Source organism: Streptococcus sp. oral taxon 431 (assembly GCF_023110115.1).
Lineage (GTDB): Bacteria > Bacillota > Bacilli > Lactobacillales > Streptococcaceae > Streptococcus.
The window spans coordinates 66,050-87,552 of record NZ_JALDVP010000003.1 but is presented as its reverse complement, the minus strand read 5'-3'; the positions used below and the strand labels follow the sequence as shown (position 1 = coordinate 87,552).

General features: G+C 42.9%; 17 protein-coding genes. 2 read left to right on the top strand and 15 right to left on the bottom strand.

The genetic code is table 11. The features are described 5' to 3' along the window. Positions 1-113: 113 nt before the first annotated feature. Positions 114-2,759: a DEAD/DEAH box helicase family protein gene (locus M1F91_RS05615; RefSeq protein WP_247912951.1), complete on the bottom strand. Its 2,646-nt coding sequence runs from the start codon at positions 2,757-2,759 to the stop codon at positions 114-116. Between the two features lie 136 nt (positions 2,760-2,895). Between M1F91_RS05615 and M1F91_RS05610 the strand changes: the two genes are divergently transcribed. Then, on the top strand, positions 2,896-3,516 hold the full coding sequence (locus M1F91_RS05610; RefSeq protein ID WP_247912950.1) for a TVP38/TMEM64 family protein: 621 nt from the start codon (positions 2,896-2,898) through the stop codon (positions 3,514-3,516). 41 nt (positions 3,517-3,557) lie between these two features. Here the strand turns inward: M1F91_RS05610 and M1F91_RS05605 are convergent, their stop codons facing one another. The 12 genes from M1F91_RS05605 to M1F91_RS05550 all read right to left on the bottom strand — a co-directional run bounded on the left by M1F91_RS05605 (position 3,558) and on the right by M1F91_RS05550 (position 17,006). Continuing rightward, complete coding sequence (locus M1F91_RS05605) at positions 3,558-4,712, bottom strand: MFS transporter (RefSeq protein WP_247912949.1); 1,155 nt, start codon at positions 4,710-4,712, stop codon at positions 3,558-3,560. Between the two features lie 172 nt (positions 4,713-4,884). Continuing rightward, positions 4,885-5,811: a permease-like cell division protein FtsX gene (gene ftsX, locus M1F91_RS05600; protein ID WP_004251331.1), complete on the bottom strand. Its 927-nt coding sequence runs from the start codon at positions 5,809-5,811 to the stop codon at positions 4,885-4,887. Next, complete coding sequence (ftsE, locus tag M1F91_RS05595; RefSeq protein ID WP_004251332.1) at positions 5,804-6,496, bottom strand: cell division ATP-binding protein FtsE; 693 nt, start codon at positions 6,494-6,496, stop codon at positions 5,804-5,806. The genes ftsX and ftsE overlap by 8 nt, the downstream gene beginning before the upstream one ends. 15 nt (positions 6,497-6,511) lie before the next feature. After that, positions 6,512-7,607, bottom strand: a protein-coding gene (gene prfB, locus M1F91_RS05590; RefSeq protein WP_247912948.1) for a peptide chain release factor 2 whose coding sequence is annotated in 2 segments (ribosomal slippage) — positions 6,512-7,534 and positions 7,536-7,607 — 1,095 coding nt in all. Because the reading frame shifts where the segments join, the coding sequence is not laid out codon by codon here. A 173-nt stretch (positions 7,608-7,780) separates the two neighbouring features. Continuing rightward, complete coding sequence (locus M1F91_RS05585; RefSeq protein ID WP_247912947.1) at positions 7,781-9,046, bottom strand: TRZ/ATZ family protein; 1,266 nt, start codon at positions 9,044-9,046, stop codon at positions 7,781-7,783. 177 nt (positions 9,047-9,223) lie between these two features. After that, complete coding sequence (msrB, locus tag M1F91_RS05580) at positions 9,224-10,162, bottom strand: peptide-methionine (R)-S-oxide reductase MsrB (RefSeq protein ID WP_247912946.1); 939 nt, start codon at positions 10,160-10,162, stop codon at positions 9,224-9,226. A gap of 124 nt (positions 10,163-10,286) precedes the next feature. Then, positions 10,287-11,156 (bottom strand): homoserine kinase, encoded by an 870-nt coding sequence (gene thrB / locus M1F91_RS05575; RefSeq protein WP_247912945.1) that lies wholly within the window; start codon positions 11,154-11,156, stop codon positions 10,287-10,289. Between the two features lies 1 nt (position 11,157). Beyond that, entirely contained in the window at positions 11,158-12,444 is a 1,287-nt protein-coding gene (locus M1F91_RS05570) for a homoserine dehydrogenase (RefSeq protein WP_247912944.1), read from the bottom strand. A gap of 275 nt (positions 12,445-12,719) precedes the next feature. Further along, positions 12,720-13,442, bottom strand: a complete 723-nt coding sequence (yaaA, locus tag M1F91_RS05565) for a peroxide stress protein YaaA (RefSeq protein WP_247912943.1) — start codon at positions 13,440-13,442, stop codon at positions 12,720-12,722. Positions 13,443-13,521: 79 nt separating this feature from the next. Further along, positions 13,522-13,686, bottom strand: a complete 165-nt coding sequence (locus tag M1F91_RS05560) for a DUF3953 domain-containing protein (protein WP_247912942.1) — start codon at positions 13,684-13,686, stop codon at positions 13,522-13,524. A 119-nt stretch (positions 13,687-13,805) separates the two neighbouring features. Beyond that, positions 13,806-14,216, bottom strand: coding sequence for a peptide deformylase (locus M1F91_RS05555; protein WP_247912941.1), 411 nt, complete (start codon positions 14,214-14,216; stop codon positions 13,806-13,808). 105 nt (positions 14,217-14,321) lie between these two features. Continuing rightward, positions 14,322-17,006 carry a cation-translocating P-type ATPase gene (locus tag M1F91_RS05550; RefSeq protein WP_247912940.1) on the bottom strand — a complete coding sequence of 895 codons (2,685 nt, stop codon included), beginning with the start codon at positions 17,004-17,006 and terminating at the stop codon, positions 14,322-14,324. Between the two features lie 270 nt (positions 17,007-17,276). Here M1F91_RS05550 and M1F91_RS05545 point away from each other — a divergent pair, with 270 nt between their 5' ends. Continuing rightward, entirely contained in the window at positions 17,277-18,467 is a 1,191-nt protein-coding gene (locus tag M1F91_RS05545; RefSeq protein WP_247912939.1) for a cation diffusion facilitator family transporter, read from the top strand. Positions 18,468-18,509: 42 nt separating this feature from the next. Here the strand turns inward: M1F91_RS05545 and scrK are convergent, their stop codons facing one another. Both scrK and M1F91_RS05535 read right to left on the bottom strand, forming a co-directional pair. Then, positions 18,510-19,397 (bottom strand): fructokinase ScrK, encoded by an 888-nt coding sequence (gene scrK, locus M1F91_RS05540; RefSeq protein WP_247912938.1) that lies wholly within the window; start codon positions 19,395-19,397, stop codon positions 18,510-18,512. 140 nt (positions 19,398-19,537) lie between these two features. Then, the gene (locus M1F91_RS05535) at positions 19,538-21,433 is read right to left on the bottom strand and encodes a sucrose-specific PTS transporter subunit IIBC (protein WP_247912937.1); all 1,896 of its coding nucleotides are present in this window, start codon (positions 21,431-21,433) and stop codon (positions 19,538-19,540) included. Positions 21,434-21,503 lie beyond the last annotated feature (70 nt).

Genomic DNA, 21,503 nt, shown 5'->3' with positions numbered 1-21,503 from the left:
GCCTATTCTACTTTAACTTTCTTCGCCTCCTTACTCGTAGCAACCAATCGTCTCTTACTATCTCTAATTGTGTTTATATTTTAAGAAAATTTATTTATATATTGTGAATTTCTCTATTTCAACGCACTCTTAACCTTTTTCTTTGTAATGATGCGGTCGTTTTTGTTGGCTAGGGATTTGAGTCTGGCTTCGAGTAGGATTTTTCGACCTGCTTCGTTGCGGGTGTAGACGAGTTGGTAGTTGCCAATGTGTGGTGCGACGGCATCTAGGAAGAGCTGGGCATCTTCCTTGCGTTTTTCAAAGAGGCTAGGGACTACGAAATACTTGGACTGACCTGCTGGTGCTTTTTGAGCGACTAAGAGGTAGCGTTGATTGTCCACTGGCGCAAAGAATTCTCCTAAGGCCTTCGAAAAGAGTTCCTTGTCTCGCATGCTGCCACCTTTTAGATAGGCAAAGACGTTAAAGCTTTCCTTGTCCTCATCGACCTGCACGCGCGACTGGTCATCAGACAAATGCCCGGCAGTCACCATGGCTTTGCGAATAGCTTCACCGATCTGGCGCAAGCGTTTATAAGGACTCTTGTAGTTGTAATAGCGAAAGGCTGTGATAGCTAGGAAGAGGACACAAAGAGCTGTCAACCATGGCAAGGCAAAAATGGTTAGTCGAACGACATAAGCCAGGAGACTAATGGCAAATACCATCAGAGCGTAGCGAAGCCACTTTTCAGCATCCGCTAGGGCGAGCAGGGGGATTCGTTTGCTGTCGGTCGCCACTTCATTGACAATCTCAATCTTGTCAGCAACAATGAGAGATTCCTGCCATTTTTTACGAAGGGAGGCACGATCTTTGGATAGTTCCATGATCTTCTCGTTATAGTCTTCGAGTTTCTTTTTCTTAAATGGGAACTCAGGAAAGTTCAAGCGATCCAGACCTGTTTCAATGGTATCTTCCTTATAGGACAAGCCAAGGAAATGGTCCATACGACGGGCAAGAGTCTGCAGGTCCTGATATGGATTGAGGTCTTGGTCTTCTTGATTTTCATTTGAAAAGGCTGGATTTTTATACGGTTTGATGGCTACTAGGTGCCAGATATTGCTGGTCTTATCTGGATGTCCTGGCCAGATACGGATAGCACGGCCTCGCATCTGATTACTCAGCATAAAGCTTCCGACAAAACTTCCGAGGATGAGAGAGTTGACACAAGGCGCATCCCATCCTTCTCCCAAGAGAGACTTGGTTCCGACCAAGACCTGGATAGAACCACGTTTGAAGAGCTCAGTCACTGCTGCGACCATCCCCTTAAAGCTGGATGGAAAGCCTACCTGGAGATAAGCACCTTGATCGAGTTTTCCGATGGTAGAGAAGCTTAAGCTAGTGTTTGGAATGAGTGCTTGAAGTTCTGCCTTGACACTAGCCGGTATGATAACGACACTACCAGAAAGGACTGCTATAGGGACAGACAAGCCTTGTTTTTGTGCACTTCTGCGAATGGTTTCAAAGTAAGGGAGGACACCTAGTTGAGTGATTGGTGCTTGGTCATCTCCCAGATAACTGGCAAAATCCTTACGGATATAGTCCGCCAAGACTAACTGTCTCAAGTCCTGACCTAGACTAGCATACTCGGTCTCAAAGATAGATGCGATGCCAGCCAGTTTTCCTAGAGATTGGTTGAGGATTTGGTCATTGGCCTTGGATTTGACCAAGAAAACCTGACGTTTTTCAATCAACCCTCTTGATTTCAGTTCTGCTTCTATTTTTTTCTTTGTCTCCTGCGGATCCTCATACCAGTCAGGTGTCTGATAGAGAAGGCCTTGCAAGAGAACTTCTAGCCAGTAGTAATTAAGAGAAGGCAAGCCTTCAGCACCTAGTAAATCTCGTAGATACTTGGGGATTTCCAGCTTTTGAGCCTGTAGATAAATGAGGAGTGCTGAGAGATACTTGGGATCCTCAAGGAGCATATCCGCAGAGATTTCCCCTTTGAGAACTTTGGAACTCCGAATCAAGTCTTGGAAGTCAGGATCAACGACTAGTTGGCTGACATACTGCCACTTGGTATCCTCAAACTCTTCCAAGCGCTTGTCCTCTTCCTTAGTCGGAAAACAGATATAGACAAAGTCCTGATGAGGGCAAAGAGTGTCTTCCTTGACCAGTTCCGGCACCGTGATTTCTTGGTCAATCTCGCCACACATCTGGAGATAGCGATCCCAGAGTTCTGGTTCACTGTCATAAGGCGGTGTCGCAGTGAGAGAGATGACTTGCAGTTGCTGGTAGTTTTTACGGAAGTCTTCTAAGCTTTTCCACCATTCATTTCTCAAGTGATGGCATTCGTCCAGACAGAGGGTTTCGACACCCCTTTCCTTGAGTCTGGCAAGCAGGTCAAAGCCTACAAAATCCTCAACCTCGCCATTATCTTCTTGAGATTGTACCTGTTGCATAGCACTGTGAAAGGCTTGGTAGGTGGCAATGGTGATTTGCTTCATGTCCTTGAGATTTTGAGACACGAGACTTGTGACCTGATTCTCATCCTCTAAAAAGGCCTGGCGAATCCTATCCACCCATTGTTCCCGGATGGTAACCGTTGGTACCAATACGAGGGCAGGCTTATCAAAGCGAGCAATCAACTCGATTCCTATGGTTGTTTTCCCTGAACCTGGTGCTGCCACCAAGTGGACATGACCATCTGCTTGGTATTCTTGGAAATTGTCCAATACCTGTTTTTGGTAGTTGCGCCAAGTGCCATTAAACTTCAATCCTAACATGATTTTCCTCATTCTAAGCTGTCATTTTCTTATTCCCATTTTACCATACTTGAGGCAAAGTCACACGAAGTATCCCATGTAGTCTTTCTCCCTAAAATATGGTATAGTAGAATCATACTACACAAGAGGAGTTTACATGTCACACGAGAAAGAAATGAAAGCTGTTTCTCCCCTTCTACAGCAAGCGATTCATATTTCCTCCATCGTCGGTGGAGTTGGTACTATAATATTCTGTATCTGGGCCTATCAGGCCGGTATCTTGCATTCCAAGGAAACCCTATCTGCCTTTATCCAACAGGCGGGTATCTGGGGGCCACCACTCTTTATCTTTTTACAGATTTTGCAGACAGTTGTTCCTATCATTCCAGGTGCTCTTACTTCCGTTGCAGGCGTCTTTATCTATGGGCATATCATCGGGACCATCTACAACTATATCGGTATTGTCATTGGTTGTGCCATTATCTTTTACTTGGTTCGTCTCTACGGAGCACCCTTTGTTCAGTCCATGGTCAGCAAGCGCACCTATGACAAGTATATCGGTTGGTTAGATGAGGGCAATCGCTTTGACCGATTCTTTATCTTTATGATGATTTGGCCAGTTAGTCCAGCTGATTTTCTCTGCATGTTGGCTGCTTTGACCAAGATGAGCTTCAAGCGGTATATGACCATTATTATCCTGACCAAGCCCTTTACCCTGGTCGTTTACACCTATGGCTTGACTTACATCATCGATTACTTTTGGCAGATGTTTGGCTAATAGACAAAAAACTCAAGGAACTTACATCCTTGAGTTTTTTGTTAAACTTCTTTTTTCAATAAAAGGGAAACAATGACTGATGTTGCAATCATCCATGCTCCTAGGATAATAAAGGTCAATCGACCATCTGTAGTCACTAAGCCAATCCCTGAAAGAACGAAGGGTGTTAATGATGCTCCAAAAGAACATCCCAAAACAGCAAATGAAGTTGCTTTGTTGAGGAGTTTTGCAGGAATTCGCTCAGATATCAACTGAAAGACTGTCGTCAGAGCAATACTGTAGGCAAAGCCTCCAAGAATCGAACCTGCAACGACCACCCAGAGTGATGGTGCTAAGGCAATGATGATTTGGCCAATCCCAAAGGTAACACCAGCGACCAATAGAAGTCTTTCCTTGAAGGTCGAAATCAAGAAAGAAAAGCTGATTCCAGCTAGAATCCCAATCAACTGCATGGCACTAAGTACCAAACTGGACAACTGAGCATCTCCAAACCCTGCCTCAATCATGAGACTAGGGATACGGAAGGTGATGGCCGTATTGGTACATACAATCACTGCGGCTGCAATAGCAAGGAAGAAAATCAATTGGAGCATGGAACGAGTCAGTTTCGCTGCTTCTTCTGTCTGATGCTTGGACTCGTGAATTTCTTCCTTGTTGTAAGGGACAAATAGAAGAAAGAGCACCAAAACTACCAAGCCTGATGCATAGGCTAGGAAGGTTGCTGTCCAGCCAAAGGCTAAGAGCTGACCGACTGCCAGTGTCAAGATGGATGCTCCTACGACTTCGGCAGACCCACGAAAACCAAGCATTTGGATACGAGTTTTGCCGTGGTAACGTTCACTGATGATTGAAATAGCCTTGGCATTGAGCATTCCTACTCCAAGCCCAAATAGCAAGCGGGTTGCAAAGACAAAGTAATAACCCTGATACCAGAAAGGTGCAGTTCCGCTGATTGACAAGATTAAAAGTCCCAAGGTCAACTGGAGGCGTTCAGGAAAGATTCGCTCCAAAACTCCATTCAGCAAAAGCATAGCCATAATCCCGAAGGAAGGTAAGCTAACTAAGAGCTCAACTTGACCTGTCGGATAGCCCTGATAATAGTCAAACATAGCTGGCAGAGCACTTGAGATTGAAAACGATGTGATCAATACTAGTGACAGGGAGAGTATACTCAGCTTTTCCAAAAATTGTTTCATCTTATCCTCATTTTTCTTGATTTAGCCTAAAAGGTACTTTCCTATCATACACTGTTTCCCCAAAATTGGCAAGCGACTAACTATAGAGATAAAAAGAAAAAGCAGGACAATCAGACTAAGCTAAGCCTCAAGTGCATCCCACTTTTTAGTATTTTTTAAAATTAAATTTGACTTAGATTTTCAAGAATCGACGCATTGAGATTCCTGAACCTAGTGAACCGATACAGATTCCGATGAGGAACAAGAGACCGATCATCAATGGAATAAAGGTATTCGGTGTAATCAAAGATAGGTTTTGACCAACCAAGGATGGGTTGACAGATTGGAATACTCGGTTATAGATAAAGTAAACCAATGCTGATGGAAGAGCTGCTCCCAACAATCCGATAAAGGCACCTTCTAGCAAGAATGGGCCACGGATATAACCGTTCTTGGCACCAACCAAACGCATGATTTGGATTTCACGGCTACGTGAAATGATAGTAATACGGATGGTATTTGAAATCAAGAAGACTGCGATGAAGATCAAGAGTCCTGCGATGACCAATCCCCATACACGGATGAAGGAAGCCAACTTGAAGAGACGTTCGGTATTGGCACCACCGTCTTGAACTTCAGAGACACCTTCAATTTTCTTAGCTTCTTCAGCTACAGGTTTTACATCACTTGGTGAATTGGTATCTACGATGTAGGCATCATGAAGAGGGTTTGCATCTCCTTCAAATACCTTCCACTCGTCACCCATAGTTTCAGTTAGCTTTTGGTACTGCTCTTCTTTACTTGAGAAGGTTACATTTTTAACGGCTGGCAGAGCTTTAAGGGCGTTATAGACCTTGTGGTAGTCATTGTTCGTGACTGTTTGGCCTTCTTTTACAATGGTTTCACTGTTGTCTTCAACGTCTTTACGAACATAAACCATGACGCGGACGTTGTTTTCAATATCAGTTGCTAATTTCGCAGTATTGAAGATAACTGAAGCAAAGATAGCAACCAAGGTCAAGGTAATCATTACTGAACTGACCGCAGCAATGGTCATCCATCCATTACGCTTTAAACTTTTTAAAGCTTCGAACAGATGGCGGAAAAATCTACTAATCATCGTATCCGTACTCTCCTTTCGCTTCATCACGTACCACGCGACCATTCTCGATGGCAATAACGCGGTGGCGCAAGGTATTTACGATTTGGCTGTTGTGTGTCGCCATCAAAACAGTTGTCCCTTGAAGATTGATACGTTCCAAGAGGTTCATGATTTCCCATGAGTTATCTGGGTCCAAGTTTCCTGTTGGTTCGTCGGCAATCAAAACCTTAGGATTGTTTACAATAGCACGCGCAATGGCGATACGTTGTTGCTCACCACCTGAAAGTTCATTCGGGAATGAACGAACCTTGTGCTTCAAACCGACAAGGTCCAAGACTTCCATAACACGTTTTTTGATGTTGCGACGACTTTCACCAACAACCTCCATGGCGTAAGCAATGTTCTCATAAACGGTTTTCTTTGGCAAAAGTTTGTAATCCTGAAAGACTACTCCAACGTTTCTACGCAAGAACGGAATATCTTTCTTTTTAATCTTAACGAGGTTATAACCTGCAACTTGCAAGCTTCCTTTGTCGATTTTGACCTCACGATACAAGGCACGGATAAAAGTTGATTTACCAGCACCTGAAGGTCCTACGATGTAGGCAAATTCTCCTGCATCGATATTTACAGTGATGCCACGTAGGGCTGTTGTCCCGTTGTCGTATTTTTTGACAACATCTCTCATTTCAATGATTGACATGTGACTTCCTTTCTTTTAACTGATACGCCATTTCAGATAAGCATCGATGAAACCATCTAGGTCTCCATCCATTACCTTATCTACTTGCGCTACTTCAAAGTTTGTACGATGGTCTTTTACCATTGTATAAGGCGTAAATACATAGGAGCGGATTTGGCTTCCCCATGTAATTTCCTTTTTCTCACCCTTGAGCGAGTCTACCTCAGCAGCTTTCTTTTCCTGCTCCATCTGGTAGAGTTTTGCCTGAAGCATCTTCATAGCACGGTCACGGTTTCCGTACTGAGTACGGTCGACGGTTGATGCTACGACGATCCCTGTCGGAATGTGAGTCAAGCGGACACCTGTTGAAACCTTGTTGACGTTTTGTCCACCTGCTCCACCTGAACGGAAGGTATCCATCTTGATATCATCCTCACGGATGTCAACTTCGATGGTATCATCCAACTCTGGCATAACTTCTACAGAAGTAAATGAGGTGTGGCGACGTTTAGCAGAGTCAAATGGTGAGATACGGACCAAACGGTGAACTCCCATCTCTGACTTGAGAAGACCATAAGCATTTGGTCCTTCAAAAGACAAGGTTACTGACTTGATTCCTGCCTCATCACCTGCTTGGTAGTCTAAGACCTCGACCTTGAAGCCTTTGGCATTTCCATAGCGAGTATACATACGAAGGAGCATATCGCCCCAGTCTTGAGCCTCTGTCCCCCCTGAACCAGGATGGATTTCAAGGATGGCATTGTTGTGATCATAGGGTTCTGACAAGAGAAGGGTCATTTCGTAGCTGGTCATCATCTGATCTAACTCATAGAGTTTCTCAACCAGCTCATCCTTAACGGATTCATCCTCTGCCAAAAAGTCCAGTAAAATCTCAACTTCATCCTGCAACTCATCCATCTTGTGGAAGGTATTATAGGTATTTTTGAGTTCGTTTAATTCTTGCGACGTTTTTTGGGCCGCAATATTATCGTTCCAAAAATCAGGTTCTGTCATTTTATTTTCCAAAATGGCAATTTCTTCCTCTAAACCTTCGAGGTCAAAGAGACCCCCTGAAAGAAGCTAATTTTTCACGATTTGCGTCAATTTTTTGACGAATTTCTGAAATGTCCATACATACTCCTTTAATTGTATCGTTTTATTATACCATAATTTTTTTTATTTATCTAATCGGTGTTTTTCTAATTTAGTATCAATATATTTCTGCAAGACAGCTACTCGCCTGATTTCTAGCAAAATTTTAAAAACCTCACAAGAAATTTCCTATGAGATTTCGTAAATTTATGCTTATTTTTGCATGTTCACAGTCAGCACTTGACCGTCTTTCACGACTTGCTCACCAGCGATATAGACATCATTAACGTCACTAGATTTAACGGCATAAACGAGGTGAGATAGCATGTTTTCTTGGGGTTGGAGATGGATTTTTCCTTGAGGTTGGATGACTAGGAAATCAGCTTGCTTGCCAACTTCCAAACTTCCAATCTCATCTTCCATTCCTAACACCTTAGCACCCTCGATTGTCAAGGCCTTGAGGGCAGTTTCGATTGGAAATTGGCTGGCATCGCCACTCTTCATCTTCTGTAAGAGTGCTGCAGTCCGCCCTTCCTCAAACATATCCAGATTATTGTTAGAAGCAACTGAGTCAGTCGCAATCCCGACTGGCACTCCTGCCTTTTTAAGTTGGACGATTGGTGCAATTCCTGAGGCTAGTTTGAGGTTGCTGATAGGATTGTGGGCGATAGCGACTTGTGAATCTGCCAGGCGGGCAATCTCTGCTTCATTTAACTCCACACCATGGGCAAAGACAGCTTTATGGTCTAAATAGCCAAGTTCATCTAGAAAGGCTAGTGGTCGTTTGCCATAGCGTTTCAGGATAATACCTGACTCTTCCTGTGTTTCTGCAACATGGATATGAAGAGGAATGTTTTCTTCTTTTGCTAGCTCAAGACTTGCCTCCAGCAAATCTCGACTACAACTGTAGGGCGAATGAGGGGCCACCATAACCTTAAAATTTGGGTCTTGATATCCTTTGATTGTCTCGATAATAGCTCGAGTTCTGGCTATAGTTTCAGCCGTCGTCTCTACATCTGAAGAAAAGAGGGTTGGAGAAAAATAGCAACGCATCTTGGACGCCTTGACTGCCTCATAAATCTCAGCTATATCCACTCCATTAGGATTATACATGTCGTTGAAGGTTGTTGTTCCAGACTGGAGCATTTCTGTTAGCGCCTCTTTGACGGCCTTTGTAGTCATCTCTGGTGTGAATTCTGCTTCTGCTGGCCAGATATAGTTCTCTAGCCATTCGTGGAGATTGCTATCATCACGAATGCCTCTCAAGCCTGTCATGGCAGAGTGAGTATGGCAGTTAACCAAGCCAGGCATAATCCAGGCGCCCTGATAGTCTATGATTTGATCTGCTTGTTTAAGAATCTTTTGATTTTCCTGACCGACATAGACGATTTGGGATTCTTTAATAGCTAAAATCCCATCCAAATAGACGTGGAAATCTTGGTCACAAGTCACGATATTTACATGCTGAAAGACTTTCATCCCTAGGCTCCTTTTCTATATAAGTATTCATACGGGATAATTTTTCTAGCTATTGTAACAAAAAAGTCACCCGAAGGCAACTTTTCTTATTGTTTATGGGGTTTAAAGTAAGAAAGTAAGTGTTTCATGAGTCCCTTCTATTTCCAAAATGAAGAAGGTGGAAAAACCACCATCTTTTTACTTATTCAAATATGGAAGCAGGTAGCCATAACCAGCCTCTTCCATTTCATCCTTAGCAATGAATCGTAAGGATGCAGAATTGATACAATAGCGTAAACCACCTAGTTCCTGAGGTCCGTCTGTAAAGACATGTCCCAAGTGAGCATTTCCTGAACGTGACCGGACTTCGATACGCTCCATACCGTGACTCAAGTCCTGGTAGTAATGAATGAGTTCCTTGGAAATAGGACGGCTAAAGCTTGGCCAACCACATCCTGAGGCAAACTTATCCTTGGCAAAGAAGAGGGGCTCACCAGTCGTGATATCGACATAAATTCCTTCCTCAAAAGTTTGGTCATAAGCATTGCTAAAAGGAGCTTCCGTCGCAGCTTCTTGGGTAACTCTATAAGACTCTTCTGACAAATTTTCTCTTAAAACTGCCTGACTCGGTTTTTCGTAGTTAGCAGCGTCTATCAGTGGTTTCTCAGCATCCCTCACATCAATGTGGCAATAGCCTCCAGGATTTTTCTTGAGGTAGTCTTGGTGATAGTCTTCAGCTAAGATATAGTGGCGAAGCTTTTCCACTTCTACTGCAATTTTACGACCGATGAGGAGTTCTTGTTCACGAACTACTGTATTAATAGTCGGTAAATCCTCTTCATCTAGGTAATAAATCCCTGTGCGGTACTGACGACCACGGTCATTGCCTTGTTGGTTGACAGATAAAGGATCAATGACTCGGAAATAATAGAGCAAGATCTCACGAAGCGATACCACCTTTTCATCGTAGATGACTTGCACTGTCTCTGCGTGATCTGTTTCTTTGATCAGTTGATAATTGGTGGTTTCTACCTGACCATTGGCATAACCAACACTTGTTTGCAGCACTCCAGAAATACGGGAAAAGTACTCTTCCAAGCCCCAAAAACAACCGCCTGCTAAATATATTTCTGCCATTTCAAATCCTCCTTGACCGTCCAGCGGTCGACAAAACTGGGAATCATTTCATATCCCATGTTTCATTTTCAAAAAAAGGACAGGAAGCTCTCTAATAGAGAGTTTCCCCATCCTATTGTTCTGTTTATCTTGCTTCGACGCGAACGCCTTGTGTATCTACTTGCAAATCATGTAGCTTACCTTTGAAAGGTTGCTTTTCAAGCTCAGCCTTAATCTTAGGCATCTTGTCAGGATCAGCCAAGACCATAACAGTCGGACCAGCGCCAGACAAATAGGTCGCATAAGCACCATTTCTCTTAGCAACTTTCTTGATCGTCGCAAATTCTCTCACCAGTTCTTGACGGTAACGCTCATGGAAGAGGTCACTCTCGATAGCCTGGCCTGCTTTGACCATATCTCCAGTCAGTAGGGCTGCGATAGCTACATTGGCGATAGAACTTGCCGCAACGGCTTCCTTGTAAGAGAGTTTCTTAGGCAAGACACCACGACTATCTCGAGTACGCAATTCATAGTTTGGAATATAAGCTAGAAAAGCACACTCTGGGAAAGGCGCCACAACAGCAGAAACCTGACCTTCTACCGAACTAGCAATTACGAGATTTCCATAGATAGCAGGTGCAACATTATCAGGATGCCCTTCAATCTTAGTCGCCAATTGTAATTTTTCATGTTTGCTTAGTTTCAAGTTTCCGAGTTGATTTGCCAGTTCAATCCCAGCAACGATGACCGAGCTCGATGAACCTAGTCCACGCGCAAGCGGAATATCACTGACCATCTTCAGACGTCTAGGTTGGAGGTCTGGAACAATTTGTAGAGCAATCTTCAGCAAAAGATTACGTTCATCACGTGGAATCCATTTGCCTAATTGGTGCTCAATCATCCATTCTTCACGTTCCTCACAAACCTGAATCTCTAGATACTTAGTTACAGCTACACCAACCGAGTCAAAGCCAGGACCCACATTGGCACTTGTAGCAGGTACAATAATCTTCATCTTAGTCTCCTAAAACCTTGAAGGTGTTGAGAAGTTCAAACTCGGCTACTGCCTTCAAAGCGTCTGTAATATTTTCAAGCTGCGCCTTGTTGATCTTATGGCTGATGATGACAACACGAGCCTTGCCTTCTTGCTTACCATCTTGAAGGATTTGCTTGAAGGAAATATCTTCTGCGTTAAAGAGCTCAGCCAATTTCAAGACTTGCCCTTTTGAATCTGGAGCCAAGATTGAGAAATAGTAGTTGGCTTTGACATCTTCTGGCTTAGCCAAGACTACTGGACGGCTGTATTCATTAAAGGCTTTTCCAATTGTTCCATCATTCAGGCGACGAACGATGCGGGCAATATCAGCCACAACACTTGTTGCAGTTGGCTTTTGACCTGCACCTGGTCCATAGTACATAGACTCGCCGATACCGATAGATTCCACAAAGACAGCATTCATAACACCATTAACACTTGCAAGCGGGTGAGTTTTAGGAAGGAAGGTTGGCGTAACCTCAGCAGCAATTCCTGAAGCTGTTTCTTCGATAGAACCAACTAATTTCACAACATAACCAAGTTCTTGAGCTACTGCCACATCTTCTGGAGTGATGTTGCGAATTCCTTGGTGACCCACATCTTCAAACTTAACATTCATTCCAAAGGCGAACTGACTGAGGATGACCATCTTGTAAGCCGCATCAATTCCATCAACGTCATTGGTAGGGTCGCTTTCAGCAAAGCCAAGTCGTTGGGCTTCTGCCAAAGCATCTTCATAAGACCAACCTTCTGTTACCATTTTGGTCATCATGAAGTTAGATGTTCCATTCACAACACCAAGAACACGTGTGATTTTGTCTGATGCTAGTGAGTTGACCAAGGTACGAAGGATTGGGATTCCTCCTGCAACAGCTGCTTCGTAGTAGAGAGCAACATTGTGAGCTTTGGCTACCTCAAGCAATTCTGCACCATGGACTGCCAAAAGATCCTTGTTAGCTGTCACGACGTGTTTCCCTGCTTCTAAAGCACGAGTGATAAATGTTTTAGCAGGTTCGATACGCCCCATCAACTCAACAACAATCGTGATGTCTTTGTCTGACAAAATTTCATCGATATTTGTTACAAAATTAAAATCATTTCCTGCTTCAAGCAAGCGGGCTTTTTCTTGATCGTCTTTGACCAAAACTTTAGCTACTTCAATTTCTGACTGGGCTGCTTGAACAATTTTTTCTCTATTTTCCTTTAGCAAGAATGGCACACCACTGGCTACTGTACCAAATCCAAGTAAAGCAATCTTAACTGACATATTTGTCTCCTCGAAATTTTCTAATAGTCCTATTATACCAAAATTGTGAGAAAATTCCTACCATTCTAAACTAAAAATAGGAGCACCAAATCACAAAAAGAGGCTGGAACAAAAGTCCTAGCCTCTCAATTGCCTTTGGATTCTCGAGCAAGACGCAGTGGTTCAGTGGGCTCCACTACGCTGATTTCATCAGCTTTTACAGCCCTACTCAACTGTGCGGAGGTGGGACGACGAAATCGAATTCTAACGAATTACCGATTTCTGTCCCACTCTCTCTATTTTACAAAAGCCAAGTCCTTGTCACTAGACAAGTCTTCTCGATAATTGAAACCCGCAAAGTTAAGCTTTTTAATCTCTTCAACCGAAGTTACCTGACCTTCCATCAAGGCTGTCAAAAAGGCTCCTCGGGATTTTTTAGAAATAGTTGAGTGAATTTTTAGTTTACCATCTCTTTCTTCCATGAACTTAAAGGTCACCATTTTCTCACGGATTTCTTTAGGGAAGACAGTTTCAAACTCCGAAGACAAGAGAGAAAAGATTAACTCCTGGTCTTTCATTGACTCCTCATAGGCCACCTTCCAATGACTTTTCAAGCTTTTTCCAGCGACTTTGAGTTTCATCAAAAAGTCCAGTCTGTGAGGCGCAATCGGTTCAAAGGCTGGAATCACACCATAGAGAGCTGACGTTATCATGAGGTGTTTCTCCAGATAGGTTTGCTCCTCTTTGGTGAGATCGTCCCGTTTGATGTTGCGATACATGAGTCCATCAAAGAGGTGCAAGGCTGGATAGTTTGTCGCAGTTTCATTTTTCAAGGCCTGGATATGGTCATACTCCTCTTGCGCTTTTTCAGCAGATATTTTGTAAAAGTTCTCCAGATTTTGGGCAGAATATGTCGCTAATGCATTCAATACAGCCTGACTTTCAGGACGCAATGGTTTAGCCTCTAAACTAGGGATTTCGGTGTTCATTTCTTTTGCAGTTGGGATTAGAATTTTCATAGTGTTAGTGTAGCATATTTTTTTAGGACTACCAAGGATTTGAACCTAAAAACCTCGGTGACTACCGAGGCTTCTTTCATTATTTTGGCAATCCTAACCAGATTGCAAAGAGAACGAGTGCTGTTCCAAGGCAGCTTGTCAAGATAGATGACAGATTAAACTTTTTCTCCTTTCGATGAGAAAATCCTATCTTCAAAGCGAAAAGACCAAGCAACATCGAACCAATCATCAGATAAAATCCCATTTGACTGTCCTCCATTTATTATTCTTTCTTTCATTATCACAAATTTTAAACAAGAGTGCAAGAAAAACGAGGTTGTTTCCTTAAGCTTGAAGGATGGACCCTGATCTAGGATACAAAGCCTATATGATAATCCCTTCCAAATGATCCAATTCATGCTGACAAATCTGAGCAGGAAATCCCGTCAGGCTAATGGTTTGCTCTTGCCAATGGATGTCTCTGTAGCTTACTGTAATTTTTTCATATCGAGTTGTCGGTCTTACACCTGCCAAAGACAAACAACCTTCCTCTGTCTCGTATGACCCTTCAAAAGATTGGAGAACTGGATTAAACATAACCATGGGAATCATTCCGATATTAAAAATAATGACACGTTTTTGTACCCCAATCATATTGGCCGCTAGTCCAACACAGCTTTCTCGGTTAGCCAATAGGGTATCCTGCAAATCCTTTGCTAGGGGTAAATCTTTCTGACTAGCAGGCTGGGATACCTGCGACAAAAACAAGATATCTTTTACAATTTTCTTTTCCAACTACTATTCCTCCATCTTTTTCTCAACTTGATTATAGCATAAAATCTATCTCTGTTTACCATATATAAAAGCAAAAAGCCATCCGAAGATGACTTTTCATAATGCTTAAATAGCGTTTTTATCTTTTCCAAGTGCTCGTTGGACTGCTTTAACAATCTCAACAAGGACCACGATCATAAGCGCTCCTACAGCGACCACAATCCATTGAGTCAAGCTCAAATGTGACACGTGGAAGAGACTGTTAAATCCAGGAACCAAGATTGTCACCACAAAGAGGACGAAGGCAACTGGAATAGACCAGTTAAAGGTCTTGTTCGTAAAGAGTCCCACTTTAAAGATCGATTGGTAAACCGACTTAACGTTAAAGGCATGGAGCAATTGGATTAAACCGAGAGTTGCAAAAGCCATGGTAAGAGCATCCGCGTGGATTTCACTTTGAACTTGATGCTCTGGGAAGAGAAGAGCCCAACCATAAACACCTAAAACGAGCATCGTTTGGAAGATCCCTTGATAAATGATTGCTCCGAAGACACCACCATCAAAGAAGTTAGACTTACGCCCACGAGGTTTGTGGGTCATGACACCTGGTTCAGCTGGTTCCACCCCAAGAGCGATGGCTGGTAGCGTATCTGTTACCAGGTTAATCCATAGCAAATGCACTGGTTGAAGCACATCCCAACCTAACAAGGTTGCAAAGAAGATGGTGAAAACTTCAGCCATATTAGCAGACAAGAGATACTGGATAGATTTTTGGATATTTGAGAAGACCTTACGTCCTTCTTCAACCGCTACGATAATGGTTGCGAAGTTGTCATCAGCAAGGACCATATCAGAAGCACCCTTAGAAACCTCTGTACCTGTAATCCCCATACCGATACCGATGTCAGCTGTCTTAAGTGATGGCGCATCGTTGACTCCATCACCTGTCATGGCAACAACTTTACCTTCTTTTTGCCATGCTTTCACGATACGAACCTTGTGCTCAGGTGATACACGTGCGTATACAGAGTATTGCTTGAAGACTTTTTGGAATTCTTCATCAGTAAGTTCATTCAATTCAGCACCCGTGAAGACATGGTCTTCAGTATCATTTGGATCGATGATTCCAAGACGTTTAGCAATAGCTTCTGCTGTATCTTGGTGGTCACCTGTGATCATGATTGGACGGATACCTGCTTCTTTAGCGACACGTACAGCTTCTGCAGCTTCTGGGCGCTCAGGGTCAATCATGCCGACCAAACCAGAGAAGATGAGGTCAGACTCAACAATTTCAGATTCCAAGGTTGGAATTTCGTTACTTGTCTTGTAAGCCATCATCAAGACACGAAGGGCTTGTTTAGCCAAGTCTTTGTTGGTTGCAAGGATAGCATTTTTATCTTCTTCTGTGATTGGGCGAACTTCCCCATTGACTTCAATACGAGTCACGCGCTTGAGCAATTGGTCAGGTGCACCCTTGACAGCGATAAAGTAAGAACCGTCTGCTCCCTTATGAATGGTAGACATGAGTTTACGGTCTGAGTCAAATGGCAATTCAGCTACACGTGGCTCATCCTTCAAGACTTCACGAACATCAAAGTTGTGGTCCAAACCAAACTGTACAAGAGCTGTCTCCGTTGGATCCCCAATCAACTTGCCAGATGGGTCTACCTTTGTATCATTGGCAAAGTTCATGATACGTAGCGTATTGTTGTTAGCAGCAATTTCAGATGAGGAACTTTGCAATTGACCGTTGGTATAAACTTTTTCAACCGTCATTTGGTTCATAGTCAAAGTACCTGTTTTATCAGACGCGATGATTTCTGTTGAACCTAGAGTCTCAACAGCTGGCAATTTACGGACGATTGAATTCCGTTTTGCAAGAGTTGTAGTTCCCAATGATAGAACGATGGTTACAATGGCAGGGAGACCTTCTGGAATCGCAGCAACCGCAAGAGCAACCGCAACCATCAAGCCTTCTAATGGATGTTCACCACGAACAAAGACACCAACCAAGAAAGTAATAACGGCAATCACAACAATCAAGTAAGTCAAGGCCTTAGATAATTGTTCCAAGCTTTGCTTCAACGGTGTTTCTGTCTCGTCAGCATTAGCCAACATATCTGCAATCTTACCAACTTCTGTATACATACCAGTATTGGTTACGACACCAATCCCACGACCGTATGTTACGTTTGAGTTTTGGTAACCCATGTTAACACGATCCCCGATCCCAGCATCTGCTTCAACAAGTCCTGTCACATCTTTTTCAACTGGCACAGACTCCCCTGTAAGAGCTGCTTCTTCAATTTTAAGGGAAGCTGCTTCAAACAAACGCATATCGGCAGGCACCACATCTCCCGCTTCAAGCAAGACGATGTCCCCAGGTACCAATTCTTTTGAGTCAATCTCAATCACATGACCATCACGACGAACACGAGCCATCGGGCTAGACATATTTTTCAGAGCTTCAATGGCTGCTTCTGCTTGCCCTTCTTGGTAAACCCCAAAGGCAGCATTCAAGACAACAACGGCCAAGATGATAATGGCATCCGTTAGACCGTCCATTCCTTCTGTAATCACAGAAAGTGCCGCTGCCGCAAGCAAGATGATAATCATCAAATCCTTAAATTGATCAAGGAATTTAGCTAGTAGGCTACGTTTCTCTCCCTCTTCCAACTCATTACGACCATATGTCGCTAAGCGTTCTTGAGCTTGAGCAGTTGACAAACCTTCGATAGATGAGTCCAAGTTCTTTAGGACTTCTTCTGAGGTCTGTGTGTAAAACAAGTCTTTATTTTGTTCTTTTGACAAAACAGTCTCCTCCTTTTTGGCCTCTTTTTACAAAAAAAGAGACCTGTTTTTTAAAAAAACAAGTCTCGCTGTTTAATATAGTGCCGGAAATAATTCGTAATGACGACACTATCGCGGTTAACCGCCAGCTACTCCCTTGAGTAGTTCTATTATATCAGAATTTCAAAAGTTTTCAAGTTTTGAGGTGTATTTAACTCACTTCCCACATTTGAATTTTCCTTGGAAAACCAGTATAATGAAAGAATACTAAAATGCTAGAAGGGGAGTTAGATGAATCAATCGGTTTCAAACTTAAAATTAGCTGAGCGCGGTGCCATCATCAGCATCTTGACCTATCTATTCTTGTCTGCAGCTAAGCTAGCGACCGGGCACCTCCTCCATTCATCCAGTTTGGTAGCAGATGGTTTTAACAACGTTTCAGATATCGTTGGAAATGTAGCCCTTCTCATCGGGATTCGTTTGGCTCGCCAACCGGCAGATAGAGATCATCGCTTCGGCCACTGGAAAATAGAGGATTTGGCAAGTCTCATCACTTCCATCATCATGTTTTACGTTGGCTTTGATGTTCTACGTGACACCATCCAAAAGATACTCAGCCGAGAACAAACGGTCATTGATCCACTTGGGGCAACTCTGGGAGTCATCTCTGCTATCATCATGTTTGCAGTTTATCTTTACAATACCCATCTGAGCAAACAGTCCAAGTCCAAGGCCCTCAAGGCAGCAGCTAAGGACAATCTGTCAGATGCCGTGACATCTCTTGGAACTTCTATTGCTATCCTGGCAAGTAGCTTCAACTACCCAATCGTGGATAAGTTGGTCGCTATTATCATTACTTTCTTTATTCTAAAAACAGCTTATGATATCTTCATCGAGTCATCCTTCAGCCTTTCTGATGGTTTTGATGAACACTTGCTTGAAGATTACCAAAAAGCTATCATGGAAATTCCTAAGATTAGCAAGGTCAAATCTCAAAGGGGTCGTACCTACGGAAGCAATATTTATCTGGACATTACTCTGGAAATGAACCCAGATCTGTCTGTTTTTGAAAGTCACGAAGTTGCGGACCAGGTTGAATCCATGTTATCAGAACGCTTTGGTGTCTTTGATACAGATATTCATATCGAACCTGCACCAATCCCTGAGGATGAAATCCTAGATAATGTCTATAAAAAATTGCTCATGAGAGAGCAACTAATCGACCAAGGAAATCAACTGGAAGAGTTACTTGCAGAAGACTTCATTTATATTCGCCAGGACGGACAAGAACTGGACAAGGATGCCTATAAGGCTGAAAAAGAACTGACCTCTGCCATTAAAGAGCTTCATTTAACCTCTATCAGCCAGAAAACAAAGCTCATCCGCTACCAAGTCGGTGATACCATTCATACCAGTATCTGGCGTCGCCACGAAACTTGGCAAAATATTTTCCATCAGGAAACCAAAATAGAAAAAGACTAAAGCAAAACTCCCAACTTTCTCAGTTGGGAGTTTTTTATATCCTTATTTTTCAACGCTCTTAGCAAGAACGAAGTTTCCTAGTGTAGCTGAACCATTGCCAGCAACAGCTGGAGTCACGATATAGTCACGTACATCTGGAACTGGGAGGTAGCCATTGAGTAGGGCTGTGAATTTCTCACGTACACGGTCAAGCATATGTTGTTGAGCCATAACCCCACCACCAAAGACGATGACATCTGGACGGAAAGTTACAGTCGCATTCACTGCGGCTTGAGCAATGTAGTAGGCTTGAACATCCCAAACAGAGTTGTTGAGTTCAATGTTTTCCCCACGAACACCTGTACGAGCTTCCAAACTTGGACCAGCTGCATAACCTTCCAAACATCCATTATGGAAAGGACAAACACCTTTAAATTCTTTTTCAATATCCATTGGATGTCTAGCCACATAATAATGACCCATCTCAGGGTGACCAACACCGCCAATAAACTCGCCACGTTGGATAACACCTGCACCGATACCTGTACCGATTGTGTAATAAACCAAGTTTTCGATACGACCGCCGGCATTATTACGAGCAACCACTTCACCGTATGCAGAACTGTTTACGTCTGTTGTGAAATACATAGGCACGTTTAGAGCGCGACGAAGAGCACCAAGCAAGTCTACATTTGCCCAGTTAGGTTTTGGAGTTGTTGTGATAAAGCCGTAAGTTTTTGAGTTTTTATCGATATCGATTGGACCAAATGAACCAATGGCAAGTCCTGCAAGATTGTCGAATTTTGAGAAGAACTCGATGGTTTTATCGATTGTTTCAATAGGTGTTGTTGTAGGAAATTGTACCTTTTCTACAACGTTATAGTTTTCATCTCCGACAGCACAGACAAATTTTGTACCGCCCGCTTCCAAACTTCCGTATAGTTTTGTCATGATAAACCTCTTGTATTTATTTTCTCTATTATAGCATATTCCCATAAGGAAAATTACTCTATATTTTAGTTTTTTCTCTGTAAATTTAATCATTCAAGCAAAAACGAACAAACATGACATTTGTTCGTTTTTTTGATTTATTAAGCTTTAACTTCGATGATTGCATCACCCTTAGCAACTGATCCAGAAGCAACTGGATTTACTGAAGCAAAGTCCGCAGTGTTTGTTACGATAACCATAGTAGTGTTATCAAGTCCTGCAGCAGCAATCTTAGCTGAGTCAAATGTTCCAAGAACATCTCCAGCTTTAACCTTGTCACCTTGGGCAACTTTATGGTTGAAGCCTTCACCGTTCATTGAAACAGTATCGATACCAACGTGAATCAAGATTTCAGCACCGTTAGCTGTTCTCAATCCATATGCATGGCCAGTTGGGAAGACGATTGTTACTTCAGCATCAGCTGGTGCATAAACAACATCTTGGCTAGGTTTCACAGCAATACCTTGTCCCATAGCTCCGCTTGAGAATACTGGGTCATTCACATTTGAAAGAGCAACAACGTCACCAACGATTGGTGTTTGGATGACACCTTCACTAGGTGAAGCAAGGGTACCAGTTACTGCTTCTTCTGTTAAACGGTCAGTTTCAGCTTCAGAAATTGCTCCTGCAACCTCTTCTACTTCATCTTCGTAACCAAACATGTAAGTAAGAGCAAAACCAAGTGCAAATGATACAGCTACCATAAGAAGGTATTGTAGAAGTTGTCCATTACCAATATAAAGCATTGTACCTGGGATGATTGTGATACCATTACCAGTACCAGCAAGTCCTAGGATTGAAGCAAGTCCACCACCGACTGCACCAGCAATCAATGAAAGGAAGAATGGCTTACGGAAACGCAAGTTAACCCCGAAGATAGCAGGCTCAGTAATACCTAGGAAGGCAGAAAGAGCAGCTGGGAAAGCAAGAGTTTTAAGTTTTGGATTTTTAGTTTTCACACCAACGGCAACAGTTGCAGCACCTTGAGCAGTCATGGCAGCTGTGATGATAGCGTTGAATGGGTTAGCATGGTCAGCAGCAAGTAATTGAACTTCAAGCAAGTTGAAGATGTGGTGAACACCTGATACGACAATCAATTGGTGAACTCCACCGATTAAGAAACCACCAAGACCGAACGGCAAGTTAAGGAGTGCTTTTGTTCCAAGAAGGATGTAGTTTTCAACAACGTGGAAGACTGGTCCGATAATAAACAAACCAAGAATTGACATGACCAAAAGTGTTACGAATGGTGTTACCAAGAGGTCAAGAACGTCTGGAACAACCTTACGAACAGATTTTTCAAATTTAGCTCCGACAACCCCGATGATGAAGGCTGGAAGAACGGAACCTTGCAAACCTACAACTGGGATAAATCCGAAGAACTGCATTGCAGTTACTTCACCACCAGAAGCAACAGCCCAGGCATTTGGAAGTGAGCCAGATACGAGCATCATACCAAGGACGATACCAACGGCTGGGTTACCACCGAATACACGGAAGGTTGACCAAACAACCAATCCTGGCAAGATGATAAAGGCTGTGTCAGTTAAGATTTGAGTGTAAGTTGTCACATCTTGTGGAAGTGTCATTCCGAGAGCAGTCAAGAGACCACGAACACCCATGAAGAGACCAGTTGCTACGATAACTGGAATGATTGGAACGAAGACGTCACCGAATGTACGGATAGCACGTTGGAACCAATTTCCTTGTTTTGCAGCTTCTGCTTTCATTTCAGATTTTGTAGAAGTTGGCAAACCAAGAGCTACGACTTCATCGTACATCTTGTTTACTGTACCAGTACCAAAGATGATTTGGTATTGACCTGAGTTAAAGAAAGCACCTTGAACTTTTTCCAAGTTCTCGATAGCATCCTTGTTAATTTTCGCTTCATCTTTAACCATAACGCGAAGACGAGTCGCACAGTGAGCTACACTATTAACGTTCTCACGTCCACCTAAGGCTTCGATGACTTTTTTTGCAATTTCTGTATTCGTCATTTGCAAAAATCTCCTTATAAAAAAATTTGTTCTTGTTTGAAAGCGATTTTACTCGCCCTACGAGTATTAT